This is a genomic window from Brachybacterium alimentarium, assembly GCF_002332425.1.
Classification (GTDB): Bacteria; Actinomycetota; Actinomycetes; order Actinomycetales; family Dermabacteraceae; genus Brachybacterium; species Brachybacterium alimentarium.
Map to the genome: position 1 here is coordinate 181,877 of NZ_NRGS01000004.1, position 17,252 is coordinate 199,128.

A 17,252-nucleotide genomic window follows, 5' to 3' on the forward strand; every position below is an offset into this window, starting at 1 on the left:
CCGCCTATCGTGGGGAGACCGCGGCGTTCCCGGCCCGTGAAGGCCGCGTCCCGCAGACCCCGGCCCGGGCAGGCCGGACCCTCAGACGCTGGAGGACGCCGGATGGCGACACCGATCGAGCAGACGCAGGACGACCCGGAACCTCCGGAGCGCCACCCAGGCCCCGGTCGCCACGACACCGGTGCGGGCCAGACCGGCCCTGACGACTTCGACGAGTTCTGGCGCGCGACGCTCGCCGAGCACGCCGGCCGCGGCTCCGCCGCCTACGAGGAGGTGCGCTCCCCGCTGCGCAGCATCGTCGTCCAGGACGTGCGCTTCCCCGGATTCGGCGGACATCCCGTGCGGGGATGGATGCTGGACCCCGCGCACGGCGGATCGCGCGGGACCGTGGTGCAGTTCCTCGGCAACAACACCGGCCGCGGTCTGCCCGAGCAGTGGACGTTGCTGCCGAGCGCCGGCTGGTCGACGTTCGTGATGGACAACCGCGGGCAGTCCGGTCCCGCTTCGGTGGGAGACACCGCGGATCCCGTGGGCAGCGGCCCGCAGATCGTCGGCCGCATGACCTCGGGCATCCAGCATCCGGAGACGTACTACTACCGGCGACTGTTCACCGATGCCGTGTGCGCGGTCGACGCCGTCGCCGCCCGCGGAGAGTCAGGGACCGCGCCTCTGGTGGTGTCGGGAGGGAGCCAGGGCGGCGCGACCGCGCTGGCCGCCGCGGCCCTGTGCAATGGCGTGAAGGGAGCCCTCGTGGAGGTGCCGTTGCTGTGCGACATCCCCCGCTCGGTCGAGACGGCCGCCGACGGACCGTTCACTCAGGTCCGCGATTACCTGCGGACCCGGCGCGGGGACGAGGCCGCCGTGCTCAGAACGCTGTCGTACTTCGACGGGGTGCACTTCGCCTCCCGCGCACGGGCTCCCGCCCTGTTCGCAGTCGGTATGCGGGATCCCGTCTGCCCACCGGCCGGCGTCCTGGCCGCCCATGAGGCCTACGGCGGCCCCGAGAAGACCCTGTGCACCTACCGGTTCGACGGTCATGAGCACGGGCAGTGGCAGCATCGGCGCCGTCAGCTGGAGTTCCTCGAGCGGCACGCCGTCACGACGTGAGGGCAGCCGGGACGGGGATCAGGCCGACGCCGCCGAGCGCTCTCGGGGCTCGTTCGCGAGCTGGGCCGACTGCTCGAGCACGAGGGCCCGCCGAGCGGGGTCGGCGGCAACGTCCCGGACCACCCACGCCAGCGCGAGCGCGCAGTCGTCCATGAGCCGGTAGCCCTCGTCGCTCGCGGCATGCTCGGCGAACTCGCGCGTGTGCAGCGCGCCGCCGGCGCCCGTGATCCCCACGAACGGGTGCAGGCCTGGGACCCGCCGGGACACGTTGCCCATGTCGGTGGACGCGGCCATCACACCGAGGGACCCAGCGAGCGGACGCCCCAGCGTCGCCATCGCCTCGTTCCAGGCCGCGCCGAGCACCTCGTCCTGCAGCAGCGGCTCGTAGACGGGCTCGGAGGTCGCGATCTCCAGGGTGCAGCCGGTGGCGACGGCCCCGGCCTCGAAGCAGGCGACGAGCTGGGCGCGCAGCTGCTCGAACTCGGGCATCGTCAGAGCCCGGCACTCGAAGTCCACGACAACGGTCTCGGGGACGATGTTGGTGACGCCGGTCTGCTGGGGCACGAGCGCAAGGCGCTGACCGTCCCGCATCCGCTGGCGCAGCAGTCCGGCCGCGACCTGGGCGATCACGGCGGCGTCGTTGGCGTTGATCCCGTCGGTCGGGTTCGCGGCAGCGTGGGCGCCGCGCCCGGTGTATGTCGCGCGCCAACGGCCGACGGCCTGGCTGGTCGAGCCCAGCACGTCGTAGGTGTCGGTATGCGGGGTGGGGTGAGCCATGAGCGAGAGGTGCACGCCGTCGAATACCCCGCGATCCAGGAGCAGCTGCTTGCCGCTGCCGTGCTCCTCGGCCGGCGTGCCGATGACCAGCAGCGTCAGGTCCAGCTCGTCGACCAGATCGGCGAGGGCCAGAGCGGCGCCGAGCGAGGCCCCGGCGATGAGGTTGTGCCCGCAGCCGTGACCGATCTCGGGCAGCGCGTCGTACTCCACGCACAGCGCCGCCACCAGCGAGCCGGTCCCGATCCGTGCTCGGAAGGCCGTGGGGAGCTCGGCGAGGCCGCGTTCGACGGCGAAGCCGGACCTCTCCAGCAGGTCAGCGCAGCGGTCGTGGGCCCGATGCTCCTCGAAGGCGATCTCCGGCTCGGCGTGGATCGCGCGGGCGACGGCATGGACGGCCTCCCGGCCGGCGGCGAAGGCAGCGGAGATCGAGTCTCGGCGCGGATCGGGGATCGGGGCAGGGGCGACGGAGTTCACGGGGCGATCCTGCCACGGCACGCATCGTCGGTCGGCCCCGAAGCCAGTCCCGTCGGCCGGCCCCGTCGACCCCGTCGGCCGCGCCCGAGACTTGCCCGTCGGCCGGCCCCGTCGCCCCCGCCGGTCCCGTCTGTCCTGAAACCGGGCCGGTCGATCGGCCGGTCGGCCCCGTCAGTCCCCGGAGCGCAGCAGCGGCGGCACCAGCGAGGTCCCGGGCCCCGCGGCGTACAGGCGGGCCGGGCGACCGCCGGTGGGTGCGGCGTGCTTCTCCAGGTCGAGCAGGAAGCCCTCGGTGCGGGTGGCCTTGCGGTGGAAGTTCCCGGCGTCCAGGGTCGTGCCCCAGACGCTCTCGTAGACACCGCGGAGCTGGGAGATCGTGAACTCCTGGGGCAGGAAGGTGACCGCGAGCGTCGTGTACTCGAGCTTGGCGCGGGCGCGCTCGATGGAGCAGGCGAGCACGTCGGCGTGGTCGAAGGCCAGATCGATGGCGGCCAGCTCGTCGATGGCCCACCAGCGGGCGTCGGCGACATCGTCCCCTCGTCGAGGGTCCGGGAGGTCCGCACCGAGGGCCATGAAGGCCACCGAGATCACGCGGCCGCGCGGGTCGCGGTGCGGGGCGCCGAAGGTGCGCACCTGCTCGAGATGGACGGCTCCGCTCCCGAGCGACGCCTCGTCGGCGAGGACGCGGTAGGCGGCCTCGTCGAGGTCTTCCTGGAGCTCCACGAATCCGCCGGGGAGCGCCCAGGCGCCACGGTGGGGCTCATCGTCGCGCTGCACGAGCAGCACGCTCAGGGCATCCTCGCGGAGGGTCAGGACGATGAGGTCGACGGCGACGCGGATGTCTTCGGCTGGGGAGACCATGGGGTCACCCTAGGCCCCGTTCTGGTCACTTCGACTGCTACTGCAGTGCGGCTCACATGTTCTGGACACGCGTCGCCTCAGCAGGCATCACCGGGCACGCCGCTGGTCCCCGCCCCACCAGGCACATCACGCACACGGCCCGCCAGACGCGGGATCGAGCGCCGGGTCGGGATCCACGACGTCTGCGTTCATCGACGAGCCCGAAGACTGACATGGCGCCCCACCCGTGGACTGGCGAGCGACCGCTCGGCAACGGGTGGGCACCCCGGTCAGGGGCCGGGCGCCAGCCGTCAGGCCGACGTCCAGCGATCCCACTTCTCGGCGCGATGCTCGGCCTCGACGAGGCGCACGGTGCCGGACGCGGAACGCATGACGATCGACTCGGTGACGATCCGCTCCCCCGCGTAGCGCACACCCCGCAGCAGGTCGCCGTCGGTGATGCCGGTGGCCGCGAAGTAGCAGTTGTCCGAGGTGACCAGGTCATCCGTGGTCAGCACGCGCTCGAGATCGTGTCCGGCGTCGAGCGCCTTCTGCCTCTCGGCGTCGTCGATCGGGGCGAGGCGGCCCTGCAGCATGCCGCCGGTGGCCTTCACGGCGCAGGCGGCGATGATCCCCTCGGGAGTGCCACCGGTGCCCAGCAGCATGTCCACGCCGGCGCCACGGGCGGCGGCGATCGCCCCGGCCACGTCGCCGTCCATGATGAACTTGACCCGTGCTCCGGCCTCACGGATCTCCCGCACCAGCGGCTCGTGCCGGGCGCGCTCCAGGACGCAGACGGTCACCTGGCTCACCGGCTTGCCGAGCGCCTTCGCCACCAGGGCGATGTTCTGCTTCACCGGCAGGCGCAGGTCCACGAAGTCGGCGGCCTCGGGGCCCACGACCATCTTCTCCATGTAGAACACGGCCGAGGGGTCGTACATACTCCCCTTCTCGGCGACCGCGAACACGGACAGGGCGTTGTTGTAGCCGAGCGCGGTGAGGCGGGTGCCGTCGATCGGATCCACCGCGACGTCCACGTCGGGACCGGAGCCGTCGCCCACGCTCTCGCCGTTGAACAGCATCGGGGCCTCGTCCTTCTCCCCCTCGCCGATCACCACGGTGCCGTTCATCCGTACGGTGTCCATGAAGGAGCGCATCGCGTCGACCGCGGCGCCGTCGGCGGTGTTCTTGTCGCCCGCGCCCACCCAGCGGGCGCCGGCGATGGCCGCAGCCTCGGTGACGCGCACCAGTTCGAGTGCGAGGTTGCGGTCCGGGGCGGTCGAGGTGTCGGCAGGCGTGGAACTCGTGGGAGTGGTCATGGGTGTCCTCCGTCGTCGTTGTCGAAGCCATCACGCATCGCCTGCTGACGCTTCAGGACTCGACGGGCTCAGCAGGGCCGGACGCGCAGTTCGGACTCTACCCTGCAGGTCAAGATGCACTCGGGCACGACGAAGCCGCCCACCCCGTGCGGGATGGGCGGCCGGGCCTCCGATGTGCGACCGCGAGGATCGCTCTCAGACCGCGAGGGCGGCCTGCTCGGTGCGCGCGGTGCGGTCCTTGATGCCGGCGCGCAGGGCGACGAACAGGGCCACGAGGCCGACGGTGAGGAGCATGTGTCCCAGGCCCGCGATGCCGGGGATCGCAGCGCTGGTGGTGGCGGGATCCTGGCCGTCCAGCGTGAGGAAGCCGCGCACGGCCTGCATCGCCACGGTCACCACGAGGCCCACGTTGTAGGTCCAGTAGAAGACCGAGAAGGAGCGTCGGCCGCTGAGGGAGAAGATCGCGTCCAGGGCGAGGACCACGAGGAACACGACCATGCCCAGGACGAGCAGGTGGGTGTGCAGGGTGTTGAGCTGGGAGTGGGTGCCGAGGTTGTCGGTGGCCTTGGTGAACTCGCGGTAGAAGAGTCCGGAGCCGAGGCCGAGGATGATGTACGCGAAGGCGGTGTTGAGGAGCTTGTTCATGTCTTCGACTCTAGGAATCGGCCGTGACCTGGGGATCAACCGAAAGATTGAGCGTCGAGGTGGCCCGCGTCTCAGGCCCGTCGCGGTGCTCAGGTCCTCGGAGCCCGGACCGCCAGCAGGTGCCAGATCCACAGGGTGGCTCCGAGCACGGCGAAGGCGATCGAGGTGACCGCCAGCGCTGTCAGGCTGACGGCGATCAGCGGTGCGATCAGCCCGGCGAGCAGCGCGTTGAGCACCAGGCCGAAGAAGGTGCCCAGTGAGGCGGCGGCGCCGCGCTCGTGCGGGAACAGGTCGAGCACCTCGAGCTGGATGGGCGCGAACAGCAGCGCCACGGTGAAGGCGATCAGCATCGGCCCGATCGCGGCGAGCAGCAGGGACCAGCTCAGCCCGCCTGTGAAGTCCGGCGCGATGGAGACCAGCACGAGGTTCACGACGGTCGAGGCCAGGGTGCCGAGGAATCCGAGGGTGATCAGCCGGCTGCGGTCCATGAGGTCGGCGACGCGCCCCACGATGAACGATCCGGAGATCATGCCGATGATCAGCGGCACGAACAGCACCCAGAAGTCCTGCTCGCCGAGCCCCAGCAGGTTCACCACGAACAGGGAGGCGCTGGCGATGAACAGGAACTGCGAGGCGAAGCCGAAGGCGCTGGCCGCCGCGATCCGCAGCATCACCGGGGAGCGGCCCACGTGCCACAGCGATCCCAGCAGCGCCCCGACGCGCAGCGGGGTGCGGCCCTCGCGCGGCAGCGTCTCCGGCAGGCGGGTGGTCGCGATCAGCACCACCAGCGCATACAGGCCCACGCCGCCGAACACCCAGCGCCAGTCCCCGAGCAGCAGCAGCCAGCCGCCGAGGATCGGTGCGATCGCCGGGGCCACCGAGAAGATCATCATCACCTGCGCCATCAGCCGCTGCGCCTCGGAGCCGGAGAACATGTCGCGGATGACCACGCGCGAGACGATCGTGGCCGCGCCCGCGCTCATGCCCTGCAGCACCCGCAGCAGGATCAGCGTGCCCATGCTCGGGGCCAGAACGCAGCCGAACATGCCGATCAGGTAGATGGTCAGCCCACCGATCATGACCTTCTTGCGCCCCAGCGCGTCGGACAGCGGCCCGTGGAAGATCGACATGAGCGCGAAGGCGGCGAGGTACGCGGCGACCAGCTGCTGGAGCGCGACAGCGTCGCTGCCGAACTCCTCGCCGATACGGGTGAAGGCCGGGAAGACGGTATCGATCGTGAACGGACCGATCATCGCCAGCGATGCGAGGGTCAGCGTGATCCGGGCGCCCGCCTTCCGGCGACGCGGAGGTACGGGTGGGACGTGAGAGGTGGGGAAGGGCGTGGTCACCAGGTCGATCCTAAGCAGGATCGGGGTGCCGCCGCCTCCTCGTCCCACCGCATGGAAAGCGCTCGCGCCCCTCTGTCGCCGCCTCCCGCCGCATGCGGCGCACGTGCGCGGCAGCACGTGACGGGCATAGGCTCGCCCTGGCACCGTCGCCCCGATGACGCGGCCGCCCCACACCCCTGCGACCAGAGGTCACTCCATGAAGCACGTCGCCATGCCGCACACCGACATCTCCGCACCCAACGTGGTGCTCGGGCTGATGCGCATCGCCGAGAAGTCCGACGACGAGATCCGCACCCTGGTGCGCACCGCGCGCGAGGCTGGCATCGATTTCCTCGACCACGCCGACATCTACGGCGATGAGCTGCACCGGTGCGAGGAGCGCTTCGCGCAGGCGTTGCAGCTCAGCCCCTCCGAGCGCGAGCAGGTCACGATCCAGACCAAGGCCGGGATCGTGCCCGACGGCCCGTACTTCGACTACTCCTACGAGCACCTCATCGAGTCGGTCGAGGGCTCCTTGAAGGCGCTGCAGACCGACCACATCGACATCCTCCTGCTGCACCGCCCGGACGCCCTCGTGGAGCCCGAAGAGGTGGCCCGTGCCTTCGACGAGCTCCACGCGAGCGGCAAGGTGCGCCATTTCGGCGTCTCCAACCACACTCCGCGGCAGATCGACCTGCTGGCGAAGCATCTGAACCAGCCGATCGTCGCCAATCAGCTGCAGCTGTCGATCACCCACTCGACGTTCATCGCCCAGGGCATCGCGGCGAACATGCAGGGCACCGACCAGGCGATCGTGCGCGACGGCGGCGGCATCCTGGACTACTGCCGTCTGCACGACATCACCGTGCAGGCCTGGTCGCCCTTCCAGGCGAAGTTCTTCGACGGCGTGTTCCTCGGCCATCCGGACTACGCGGAGCTCAACCAGGTCATCGACCGTCTCGCCGCGAAGTACGAGGTCGCGCCCGAGGCGATCGCGACCGCCTGGATCACCCGTCATCCGGCGCAGATGCAGGTCGTCCTCGGCACGACCACCCCGCAGCGGGTGAGCGATGCGGCCGCTGGCTCCGAGATCCCCCTGACCCGCCCCGAGTGGTACGAGCTCTTCCGTGCGGCCGGGTGGATCGTGCCCTGATCCGCACCGCATTCCGTGACCTGATCCGCACCAGGACCCTGACCGGCTCGGCGGGACTGCCGGGCCCGACCGGGGCACGTCAGCGCAGCCGGCATCAGCAGGCACCGCGTGGCAACACTCCCCGGGAGCCGGCGGAGCCGGGCACGATGGGGCCGACGTTTTCACAGATCAGCCGCAGCGAAGCGGCGAGGAGGCACAGCACATGGCCCAGCGACGTATCGGACTGATCGGATACGGCGACGTGTCCGTCGTCCATGTCGGAGCGATCGAGGCGATCGACGGCCTCGAGCTGATCGGCATCGCCGATACCGATCCTGCCGGCCGTGCGCGCGCCGAGGCCGCGACCGGCCTGCCGACGTTCGCCTCCGCCGAGGAGCTGATCGATGCCCTCGGCCCCGACGCCGTGCACGTCACCACTCCGCACGACCAGCACGTCGGCCCGTCGCTCGCCGCGCTGGAGCGGGGTGTGCACGTGCTGCAGGAGAAGCCGCTCGCCCATACCCTCGAGGAGGCGACGCGCCTGGTGGAGTCCCTCGGCTCCGCGTCCGCGCCGCGGGCCGACGGCGGCAGCGGCGCCCCGAAGATCGCGATCTGCTTCCAGAACCGCTACAACCGCGCCAGCCAGGAGCTGTTCCGACTGCTCGAGGGCGGCGAGCTCGGTGAGGTGCGGGGCGCCTGGGCATCGGTCGTCTGGTCACGATCGGCGGAGTACTACGCCGCCAAGCCCTGGCGCGGGCGCTGGGAGAACGCGGGCGGCGGCCTGCTGATCAACCAGGCGATCCACACCCTGGACCTCGTGCAGTGGCTGCTGGGACCCGTCGAGCGCACCGAGGGCCTGGTCTCGCAGAAGAAGTTCGCCGGCGTCGTCGAGGTGGAGGACACCGCTGATCTCCTGCTGCACCATGCCTCCGGCGCCACCACCACGTTCTACGCGACCCTCACCGCGCCCGTCGCACGCCCCGTGGAGCTCGAGGTCGAGACCGAGCACGCCTATCTCGAGGTGCGCTCGGGGCGCGGGGGCGGTCTCACCGTGCGGTGGAAGGACGGCCGGGTCGACACCTTCTCCGACCGGGTCGCCACGGCCGGTGGGCGCGCCTACTGGGGTGTCTCCCACGAGGAGCTGATCCGCGACTTCTACGCGCGCCTCGATGCCCCCGAGCCGTTCTGGATCGGCCCGGCGGAGGCGATGGGCTCGCTGCGGATCCTCAAGGACGCCTACGCCAACAGCGCCGTCGGGAACTGAACAGGCGCGTCGGCCGGGGCGCCTACTGCCGCCTCACCGCCGACGACTTAGGCGCCACCGGCTTCCCCGGGATCCGCGGCATCCGACCCCCGGTCTCCCGGCTTCCCCAGCCTCCCCGGCTTCCCCGGCTTCCCCGGCTTCCTCGGCGCCAGCATCTGGGCCACCCGCCGGACAGCACAGTGCCCGCCCTCCCCGTTCGGGGTGGGCGGGCACTGTCGCTCGGTTGCGCAGTCGCGCAGTCGCGGGTCAGATGACCTGACGGCCCTCCTTGCGGGCCTCCTTGACGTCCTTGGCGAAGCCGCGGGCGATGGTGATCAGGATTCCGAGCACGAGCACGGGCCAGACCAGCACGTAGGCAGTGAGCATGGCAGTCATGGGGCTGTCTCCTTCCTCAGGGGTGCGCGGGGCGATCGGCCCCGTCGCGCAGATGATCGATCAGTGGCCGGGGGCGGCGGGAACATCGCCGCGCGGTGGGTTCTCCCCCGCAGCGGTGTCCTCGACGGCGGGGGCGTCCTCCTCGTCGAAGTCACCGGTGATCCGCTTGATCACCGAGAAGTCGAAGTTCTGGGACGACTTGACGCTCATCAGGTAGCAGACCAGGAACGACACCGAGTAGGCGACCAGCGAGCCGGTCAGCGTCTCGTAGTCACGCAGGTACCCGAAGCCGAACGGGAGCACTGCGATCGTGGCCACGGCACCGATGATCAGGGCCGGGCGCAGGCCGAAGAAGCCGAACGCCATGATGCCCAGCACCACGCCGACGCCGAGGATCGCGAGCGCCTCGACGAAGAAGGCCCAGGCACCGGTGAGCGGGATCAAGGTGAAGCGCACCGGCAGGAACACCGCGAGCGCGACGATCACCGACACGGTGAAGGCCTTGTTGGTGACCTTCTTCCAGTAGAAGGACGCGATCACCGGGAACACCAGGCAACCCCACAGGGCGCCGACGAACACCAGCAGGTCCAGGATGTTGAACCGTGCGGTGGCGAAGAACAGCGCCGCGGCGGTCGCCACGATCATGGTGATGCGCCCGATCAGCAGCATGAACTTCGGGTTCACGTTCTTGCGGCCCACGGACTGGCCGTAGATGTCCGTCATGACGATCGAGCTGAGCGCCGACAGGTCGGAGTCCGCGGTGGAGGACAGCGAGCCGATGATCATGATGAACGCGAGGGCGACCAGGGCCACCGGCAGGTAGGTCCCGACCATCTGGGGCAGCAGGTTGTTGACGTCCCCACCGGCGGGCTCGATGCCCAGGTAGAGCGCCATCACGCCGATCATGCCGATGCCGATCACCGTTGCGCCGTAGCCGACGGTGGCGGTGATGAAGGTGGGCTTGATGAGGTCCTCGCGCACGGCGAAGAGCCGCTGCGCGATGGTCTGGTTGCCGATCGCGTAGGCGAGGACTGCTGCGATGTACGGGGCGCCCTGGTTCATGAACGCTTCCGAGGAGAAGAAGCTCTCCTGCTGCGGGGTGACGTGGCCGGCGGCGACTCCGTCGGCGAACATCTGCGGGCCGCCGACGACGAAGAAGACCGCCGGGATGATGACGACGGCCGCCCCGAGCATCGCGATGACCTGTGCGAAGTCCGTCAGCACGGACGCACGGAAGCCGGACCACAGGGTGTAGAGCAGCACGCCGCCGGCGATGATGACGATCCCGGAGCCGAAGCTCAGCGGGGAGAGCATCGCGATGATCGCGCCGCCGGCGATGAAGTTCGAGGTCAGCGAGATGACGGAGCCGAGCACGTTGGAGCCGGCCAGCATCAGCTGCGAGGAGCGTCCGTGACGGGCGTACATGACCTCGGCGAGCGTGTGGGCCTTGGGTGCGACCTTCCGGATCCGCTTGCCGAAGGGGTAGATGAACAGGATCATCAGTGCCCCCCACAGCCCGTAGTGGATCGGGCCGGAGACGCCGTAGGTGTAGCCGGCGGTCACCGAGGCGTACATCGAGGACGCCCAGATCCAGGTGGCGGTCATCGAGGCGGCGGAGACGCCGAAGCCGATGTGGTTGCCCGCGGTCATGTAGTCGTCGGCGTTCTCCTTCTTGCGGGAGATCGCGACGGACATCCACATCGTGCCGCCGTAGAACAGCAGCAGGAGCAGGATCACGCCGATAATGCCGAGCTGGTGGATTTCTCCCGTAGGCGCTGGTGGCACGTTACTTCCTTTCGTCGCAGACAGATCGGTCCCTCGTTCGCCCGGTCGTCCGCGGCACTCTCCAAGCGTCCCGGGCTCGCAGTGGTCCCAGGGGCCGACCGGCAATCGACCCCCTGAGCGAGTGCCGCCCGGCATCGACCCGGGCGATGCGACGCATCTGCTCCGGGGATGGGGCCGCGGCGGCAGCAGTGGGTACGGCTCCTCCCGGAGACCGACACCGCACGATTCACCTCGCTTGGGGCCGCATAGATACTCGCACAGTAGGGACCCCCTGGCCAGTTCGTGGATAACTATCAGATAACCCGTGCAGGTCAGAGCGCTAATAATGATTGTCAGACAAACAGAAACGGCGACGTGTCACCTCGGTGGCGCATGAAGATGCAGCGGTCTTCAGTGGCACCGCACTGCGCACCCGACGGGCCGCCGCCCCACGGCGTCGCCAGAGCATCGCCAGCGCACCCCGAGAGCATCGCGAGAGCATCCCGAGAGCAGCGTGGCAGCGCACCGGAGCACGACGGGTCCGCCGGCCCCCGGACGCACCGCGCAGCACTCCGGCCAGGCACGATGCACTCGTACGTGCAGTGCGGTCGCTGCGCACGGCCGCTGTTATCGTCGCGCTCATGACTCGCATCGGCATCGTCGTCGCCCTCCCCCAGCCCGCCGCCATCGAGGCCGACACGACGCTCGACGCCGCCCCTCTCGTCGAGGCACTGGCCCGACGGGGAGTCCATGCCGAGATGACCCCGTGGCGCGGGGCCGACGTCGACTGGGCCGCGTACGACCTGCTGGTGATCCGCAGCCCGTGGGACTACGCCCTGCACGCGGCCGAGTTCGAGGACTGGCTGGACCGCGTCGACGCGTGCACCCGCGTGCTCAACGAGCCGGACCTCGTGCGCTGGAACATGGACAAGCGCTACCTCGCGCAGCTCGAGGAGGCGGGGGTGCGGGTCGTCCCGACGTCGTACCACCGGGAGGTCGGCTCGTTCGCGCAGGCCCTGCAGGAATTCCAGGACTCCTCGGCGCACGTCGTCATCAAGCCCACCGTCGGGGCCGGCTCGCAGCTCGTCGGCCTCTTCGCGCCCGAGGACCCGGCGGCTCTCGCCCTCGCGGAGCAGATCCTGGACGCGGGCGGGGTCGCGATGCTCCAACCGGAGGTGCCGGAGCTGTCCGACGGGCGGGAGAAGGCGCTCTATGCGCTCGACGGGCATCTCAGTCATGCGATCTCGAAGGGCGCACTGCTCGCCCGGGGCGGCGGGCTGCGCGGCGGCGTCTATCAGGAACGGCCCGTCCTGGTCGAGGCGACTGCCCAGGAGAAGGCGTTCGCCGAGCAGGCCCTCTCCACGATCGCGCGGGTCACGGGCCTGCCCACGCCGCTGTACGGCCGCATCGACACCGTCGACTCCGCCGAGCACGGGCTGGTGCTGCTGGAGGCCGAGCTGTTCGAGCCGCTGTTCAACCTGCACCTCGCCCCGGACGTCACGGGGCTCTTCGCGGACGCGATCCTCGCGAGGGTCTGACCGGGCATTCGGAACCAGCCTCGGCCAGTCGCCGCACGCCGATCCGCGACCGGCAGAATCCCGAGAACAGCAGCAAATCGCTCTTCACCAGCACGATCACTGCGCGTCGGCGATGGCGCACAGCGCCCACACATCACGAAATGAAAAAAGTTTACGCGCTACTCCTCAGTAAAGGGCTAGATTTTCATTCACGTGACACCAGCCGTCCATGGCGGCCGCTCATCGTGGAGCCGTCACCGTTCATGAACGTCGCGAAAGGCCCTCATGTCCACTCTCCGCACTGACGTCCGACCCGCTCGTTCCGCACCTCACCCCTCCTCGCGGCGGTCCTTCCTCGGCCTCGCTGCGGCCCTGGGCACTGCCGGCCTCTCCGCCTGTGCCACCGGCGGCGCGCACGGAGGCGCCGACTCCGAGTCGTCCGGCGCCCCCACCAGCCAGGACAATCCGTTCGGGGTTGACGGCGGAGAGTTCTCCGCTTTCGTCTTCGACGGAGGTGACGGGGTGAAGCACCTGGACTTCACCCAGGAGCTCTTCGAGGAAAAGCGGCCCGAGGTGACCACGAAAATTGTGCGTGCCGAGGATCTCAGCACCCTGCAGCCGCAGTTCGTGAACCAGACGCCCCCAGACCTGTTCCAGAACTCCGGCGCCGGCTCCCTGGACGTAAACTCGCTGGCCACGAATCAGCAGCTCGCGAGTCTCGATGATCTGATGGCCGCACCCAGTTGGGACGATCCCTCGATCACGGTCGAGGAGAGCCTCAATCCTGGCGTGCGCGAGGCGGGCACCGTCGGCGACCAGCTCGTCGGCCTCAACACCACGCAATACGCCTGGGCGATCTGGCACGACGCCGCCCTGTTCGCCGACAAGGGCTGGGAGATGCCCCGCACCTGGGACGAGCTGATGGCACTCTCGGCCACCATCAAAGCCGACGGCATCTATCCCTGGGCCTTCACCGGCATGCACGCCAACTACTTCGAGCAGGGCGTGTTCCAGCCGTTGGTGGCCAAGATCGGCGGCCAAGAGGTCTGGCGCAACGTCGACAATCTCGAGGACGGCGCCTGGCAGCAGGACGCGATCCGCGAGGCCGCCGAGGCCGTGCTCCAGCTCCGCACCGACGAGCTGATCCTCCCCGGCGTCGCGCAGATGACCCACATCCAGTCGCAGACCTCCTGGTTGAACCACGAGGCCGCGTTCATCCCGGTGGGCGCATGGCTCGAGAACGAGATGAAGTCCGCGATCCCGGAGGGCTTCGAGCTGACCGCGACCGCGCTGCCCGCCCCCGAGGAGTCGCTCGCGGATCTCACGCCGAACAATCCGGGCGGCGGATGGTACGTGCCGGCCGATGCCAGCAACCGGCCCGCGGCCTTCGAGTTCCTCCGCGCCCTGCTCAGCAGGGAGTCCGCACAGAACTCCGCGGAGCTCACCAACGCCGTCACGATGGTCAAGGGCGCTCATGACGATCAGGAGCTCTCCCCGGCGTTCTCGACGATCACCACGATGATCGAGAAGTCCAATGCGGTCGAGGCCTGGGCCCCGGTCAAATACGACTCCTGGTACCCCTCGATGGTCGAGGAGACCCGCGCGGCGCTCATCAAGCTGGTGCTGGGCGATCTCGACGTCGAGGGTTTCCTCAGCCGATGTCAGAAGAAGGCCGACGAGACGAAGACCGACGACGCGATCGCGAAGCAGACGCGCTGATGCACAAGCGCGGGCAGTGGCGGCTGATCGTCACCTTCACCGTTCCCGGCCTCGTGCTCTACACGGTGTTCGTGCTGTCGAGCTTCGCGCAAGGAGTGCAGATCTCCTTCACCGACTGGACCGGGTTCACCCCGGACCTGAACTACATCGGGTTCGACAACTACCTTCGGCTCGTGCACGACGGGTCCTGGTGGCGATCGGTCCTGCACAACGGGATCCTGCTAGTGGTCATCCCGGTGCTCACCCTCGGGCTGGCGATGCTGTTCGCCTCCCTGATCACCCGGGGCGGCGCGGGGAACCTCCGTGCCACCCCTGGCGGGGACCTCTACCGGATCCTGTTCTTCTTCCCCCAGGTGGTGCCGGTCGTGATCATCGGCATCCTGTTCAGCTACCTCTACGCCTCGCGAGGTGGGCTGCTGCAGGGCGTGCTGGACGTGGTGGGGCTCGACATGCTCTCGATCGTCCCGAACGGACCGCTCGGCAATCCGCGGACGATCCTGCTGGCCATCGCGGTCGCCGCGGTGTGGTCCTCGGTCGGCTTCTACATGGTGCTGTTCCTGTCTGCCATGGGCCGCGTCCCCGATGAGCTGTACGAGGCCGCGGCGCTCGACGGGGCCGGCCGGCTGGGCAGCTTCGTCCACGTCACCATGCCGCTGATCTGGGCCCACGTGCAGACTGCCTTCATCTACCTGGCCATCGGCACGATCGATTCCTTCGCGCTGGTCGCGGTGATGTCCCAGACCGGCGCGGCGGCCGACTTCGGGGCCGACGTCATGTCGACGTACCTCTACCGCACGGCGTTCTCCCTGAACTCGCAGTTCGGCTACGCCGCCACCATGGGCACCGTGATGATGATCGGCTCGGTGGCCCTCGCCCTGGTGACCTTCCGACTGACCAAGCGCGAGGAGTACGAGTACTGATGAGCACCTCTTCCGTCACGACAACTCGGACCGCTCCTATCCCTCCCCCGGAGCCGACTCGACGGCCCGTCGTCGCGCGTTCGTGGGCCTCCCGTCTGTCCGCGCTGATCCCTCAGCTCTTCCTGCTGCCCTGGGCGCTCGTCGTCGCCGTGCCCCTGGTGTGGATGCTGATGTCCTCGCTGAAGACCAACGTCGAGATCTACAACAGCCCGTTCGGCCCACCCGGCGCGCTGCGCCTCGACATCTATGCCGACGCCTGGAACGAGTCGAACGTCGGCGCTTTCTTCCTGAACACGGTGGTCGTGGTGGCCGGTGGCGTGAGCCTGACGATGCTGCTGGCGGTGATGACGGCGTACGTGATGGCGAAGTACCCCTTCCGCGGGAGCCGTGTCCTGTACTACCTGTACCTGGCGGGCATGACCTTCCCCGTGTTCCTTGCCATCGTGCCCCTGGTGAAGATCGTCCAGGCGCTCGGGCTGTTCGCCACCCCGGTGGGGCTGATCCTCGTCTACGCGGCGTTCTCGCTCCCGTTCTCGGTCTTCTTCCTCACCGCGTTCTTCCGGGCGCTGCCCGAGGAGCTCTCGGAGGCCGCGTTCATCGACGGCGCCGGGCACTTCGGCGTGTTCTTCCGAATCATGCTTCCGCTGGCCCGGCCGGGACTGATCTCGATCGCCGTGTTCAACTTCCTCGGGCAATGGAACCAGTACCTGATCCCAGTGGTGCTGAACCCGCAGCAGGACGAGGAACGCTCCAACTACGTGCTCAGCCAGGGGCTCGCGGCCCTCGCCCTGGGAGAGAACTACGAGACATCGCCGACATCGATGGCGCAGCTCTTCGCCGGTCTCCTCATCTCCATGGTCCCGGTACTGCTCGTGTACATCCTCTTCCAGCGGCAGGTGCAGGCGGGACTGACTGCCGGCGCCCTGAAATGATGCACGCACCACCCATCAGCCGAGATCCCGGCCACGGAGATCATCGGCGCGTGCCGGCTCTCGGCACAGGAAGGCCCCGACTCTGATGCCACCCGTCGACCCTGATAAGACGCCTCTGCCGCGCTCCACCCCAGATGACCTCGATCCTCACGACGCCCCCGGAGCGCACGGCACGGAGGACGGGTCGTTGCCAATCCTCGCTGTCCTGCGGGCCGCGTTGCCCACCCTGCCGCCGCAGCTCCAGCAGCTGGCGCGGGTCGCGCTCGAGTCCCCGGCGGACGTCGGCCGGATGACGATCACCGAGTTCGCCTCGAAGGCGGGCTCCTCGGCCGCCTCCGTGACCAGGCTCTGTCGGACCCTCGACATCTCCGGATTCTCCCGGCTGCGCATGGAACTCGCCCTCGCCGCACAACGCTCGGAACCGGGGCCCGCCCCGCGCATCTCGGGGGACATCACCGCGCAGACCCCGCTCCCCGATCTCGTCGCGAGCCTCGCCGCCATCGGAGCGCGCTCCATGGAGGAGACCGCACGCTTGCTGGACCAGGAATCCTTCACGACGGTGACCCGCGCGCTCGGCGACGCGAGCCATGTCTATGCGATCGGTGCCGGCTCCGCGCACGTGATCGCCGTGTCGCTCGAGCACAAGCTGCGCAGCCTGGCGATCCCGGCGACCAGCTTCCACGATCCGCCCTCGGCGGTGATCGGCCTGGCTGCCGCCCGCCGGGGCGACGTCCTCGTCGTGATCTCGGAGACCGGCACGGCCGGCGAGTGCGTCGCGCCCCTCAGCGAGGCGAAGACTCGCGGCTGCCTCACGGTGCTGATCACGCGCCTCGCGAGATCTCCCGGCGCGGACGTCGCCGACCATGTGCTGCTCGCGGTCCAAGACTCCACCCCTCTGCGCACCGGCACGCTGACCAGCAGGATCTCCGAAATGTTCCTCGCCGACTGCCTCGCCTCCGGAATCGTCGTGAGCCACCACGAGCGCTCGATCGAGGCGCTCAGCTCCGTCGAGGAAGCGCTCGAACGGTACTGGTGAGATCCGACGCGCTGGACCCTCCCCCACCCCCTCTGCCCCACCCACCGACGCACCGGCCGTCTGACCCGCTGACCCGCTGACCCGCTGACCCGCTGACCCGCTG

The 17,252-nt window shown here is 69.4% G+C and carries 15 protein-coding genes; 8 read left to right on the forward strand and 7 right to left on the reverse strand.

Going from position 1 to position 17,252, the window contains the following annotated elements; all coding sequences use genetic code 11:
* The first annotated feature begins 102 nt into the window (after positions 1–102).
* Positions 103–1,107: an acetylxylan esterase gene (locus CIK71_RS02925; protein WP_096163672.1), complete on the forward strand. Its 1,005-nt coding sequence runs from the start codon at positions 103–105 to the stop codon at positions 1,105–1,107.
* Positions 1,108–1,125: 18 nt separating this feature from the next.
* Here the strand turns inward: CIK71_RS02925 and CIK71_RS02930 are convergent, their stop codons facing one another.
* From CIK71_RS02930 to CIK71_RS02950, 5 genes are all read right to left on the reverse strand, one after another.
* Entirely contained in the window at positions 1,126–2,358 is a 1,233-nt protein-coding gene (locus tag CIK71_RS02930; protein ID WP_245857271.1) for a M20 family metallopeptidase, read from the reverse strand.
* 171 nt (positions 2,359–2,529) lie between these two features.
* Entirely contained in the window at positions 2,530–3,219 is a 690-nt protein-coding gene (locus CIK71_RS02935; RefSeq protein ID WP_096163673.1) for an NUDIX hydrolase, read from the reverse strand.
* Between the two features lie 290 nt (positions 3,220–3,509).
* The gene (gene glpX, locus CIK71_RS02940; RefSeq protein ID WP_096163674.1) at positions 3,510–4,517 is read right to left on the reverse strand and encodes a class II fructose-bisphosphatase; all 1,008 of its coding nucleotides are present in this window, start codon (positions 4,515–4,517) and stop codon (positions 3,510–3,512) included.
* Positions 4,518–4,712: 195 nt separating this feature from the next.
* Positions 4,713–5,162, reverse strand: a complete 450-nt coding sequence (locus tag CIK71_RS02945; RefSeq protein WP_096163675.1) for a DUF2871 domain-containing protein — start codon at positions 5,160–5,162, stop codon at positions 4,713–4,715.
* Positions 5,163–5,251: 89 nt separating this feature from the next.
* The gene (locus CIK71_RS02950; protein WP_245857272.1) at positions 5,252–6,511 is read right to left on the reverse strand and encodes an MFS transporter; all 1,260 of its coding nucleotides are present in this window, start codon (positions 6,509–6,511) and stop codon (positions 5,252–5,254) included.
* A 196-nt stretch (positions 6,512–6,707) separates the two neighbouring features.
* Here CIK71_RS02950 and CIK71_RS02955 point away from each other — a divergent pair, with 196 nt between their 5' ends.
* Positions 6,708–7,643, forward strand: coding sequence for an aldo/keto reductase (locus CIK71_RS02955; protein ID WP_096163676.1), 936 nt, complete (start codon positions 6,708–6,710; stop codon positions 7,641–7,643).
* Positions 7,644–7,845: 202 nt separating this feature from the next.
* Positions 7,846–8,886: a Gfo/Idh/MocA family protein gene (locus CIK71_RS02960; RefSeq protein WP_096163677.1), complete on the forward strand. Its 1,041-nt coding sequence runs from the start codon at positions 7,846–7,848 to the stop codon at positions 8,884–8,886.
* 246 nt (positions 8,887–9,132) lie between these two features.
* Here the strand turns inward: CIK71_RS02960 and CIK71_RS17850 are convergent, their stop codons facing one another.
* Both CIK71_RS17850 and CIK71_RS02970 read right to left on the reverse strand, forming a co-directional pair.
* A complete protein-coding gene (locus CIK71_RS17850; RefSeq protein ID WP_096163678.1) occupies positions 9,133–9,261 on the reverse strand; it encodes a putative transporter small subunit in 129 nt (42 codons plus the stop codon).
* A gap of 60 nt (positions 9,262–9,321) precedes the next feature.
* Positions 9,322–10,962, reverse strand: coding sequence for a sodium:solute symporter family protein (locus tag CIK71_RS02970; protein ID WP_420807327.1), 1,641 nt, complete (start codon positions 10,960–10,962; stop codon positions 9,322–9,324).
* A 704-nt stretch (positions 10,963–11,666) separates the two neighbouring features.
* Here CIK71_RS02970 and CIK71_RS02975 point away from each other — a divergent pair.
* The 5 genes from CIK71_RS02975 to CIK71_RS02995 all read left to right on the forward strand — a co-directional run bounded on the left by CIK71_RS02975 (position 11,667) and on the right by CIK71_RS02995 (position 17,149).
* Positions 11,667–12,563 carry an ATP-grasp domain-containing protein gene (locus CIK71_RS02975; protein WP_096163760.1) on the forward strand — a complete coding sequence of 299 codons (897 nt, stop codon included), beginning with the start codon at positions 11,667–11,669 and terminating at the stop codon, positions 12,561–12,563.
* 264 nt (positions 12,564–12,827) lie between these two features.
* On the forward strand, positions 12,828–14,261 hold the full coding sequence (gene ngcE, locus CIK71_RS02980; RefSeq protein WP_096163679.1) for an N-acetylglucosamine/diacetylchitobiose ABC transporter substrate-binding protein: 1,434 nt from the start codon (positions 12,828–12,830) through the stop codon (positions 14,259–14,261).
* Positions 14,261–15,181, forward strand: coding sequence for a carbohydrate ABC transporter permease (locus CIK71_RS02985; RefSeq protein ID WP_096163680.1), 921 nt, complete (start codon positions 14,261–14,263; stop codon positions 15,179–15,181). Before ngcE ends, CIK71_RS02985 begins: the two co-directional genes overlap by 1 nt.
* Positions 15,181–16,113: a carbohydrate ABC transporter permease gene (locus CIK71_RS02990; RefSeq protein WP_096163681.1), complete on the forward strand. Its 933-nt coding sequence runs from the start codon at positions 15,181–15,183 to the stop codon at positions 16,111–16,113. The genes CIK71_RS02985 and CIK71_RS02990 overlap by 1 nt, the downstream gene beginning before the upstream one ends.
* A gap of 187 nt (positions 16,114–16,300) precedes the next feature.
* Complete coding sequence (locus CIK71_RS02995) at positions 16,301–17,149, forward strand: MurR/RpiR family transcriptional regulator (protein ID WP_176485511.1); 849 nt, start codon at positions 16,301–16,303, stop codon at positions 17,147–17,149.
* Positions 17,150–17,252: the final 103 nt, after the last annotated feature.

Coding starts and splice junctions, on each gene's coding strand:
- CIK71_RS02970 (WP_420807327.1), bottom strand. CDS start 10,962: ATGTGGATGTCCGTCGCGATCTCCCGCAAGAAGGAGAACGCCGACGAC.
- CIK71_RS02945 (WP_096163675.1), bottom strand. CDS start 5,162: ATGAACAAGCTCCTCAACACCGCCTTCGCGTACATCATCCTCGGCCTC.
- CIK71_RS17850 (WP_096163678.1), bottom strand. CDS start 9,261: ATGACTGCCATGCTCACTGCCTACGTGCTGGTCTGGCCCGTGCTCGTG.
- CIK71_RS02955 (WP_096163676.1), top strand. CDS start 6,708: ATGAAGCACGTCGCCATGCCGCACACCGACATCTCCGCACCCAACGTG.
- CIK71_RS02960 (WP_096163677.1), top strand. CDS start 7,846: ATGGCCCAGCGACGTATCGGACTGATCGGATACGGCGACGTGTCCGTC.
- CIK71_RS02985 (WP_096163680.1), top strand. CDS start 14,261: ATGCACAAGCGCGGGCAGTGGCGGCTGATCGTCACCTTCACCGTTCCC.
- CIK71_RS02975 (WP_096163760.1), top strand. CDS start 11,667: ATGACTCGCATCGGCATCGTCGTCGCCCTCCCCCAGCCCGCCGCCATC.
- ngcE (WP_096163679.1), top strand. CDS start 12,828: ATGTCCACTCTCCGCACTGACGTCCGACCCGCTCGTTCCGCACCTCAC.
- CIK71_RS02990 (WP_096163681.1), top strand. CDS start 15,181: ATGAGCACCTCTTCCGTCACGACAACTCGGACCGCTCCTATCCCTCCC.
- CIK71_RS02925 (WP_096163672.1), top strand. CDS start 103: ATGGCGACACCGATCGAGCAGACGCAGGACGACCCGGAACCTCCGGAG.
- glpX (WP_096163674.1), bottom strand. CDS start 4,517: ATGACCACTCCCACGAGTTCCACGCCTGCCGACACCTCGACCGCCCCG.
- CIK71_RS02935 (WP_096163673.1), bottom strand. CDS start 3,219: ATGGTCTCCCCAGCCGAAGACATCCGCGTCGCCGTCGACCTCATCGTC.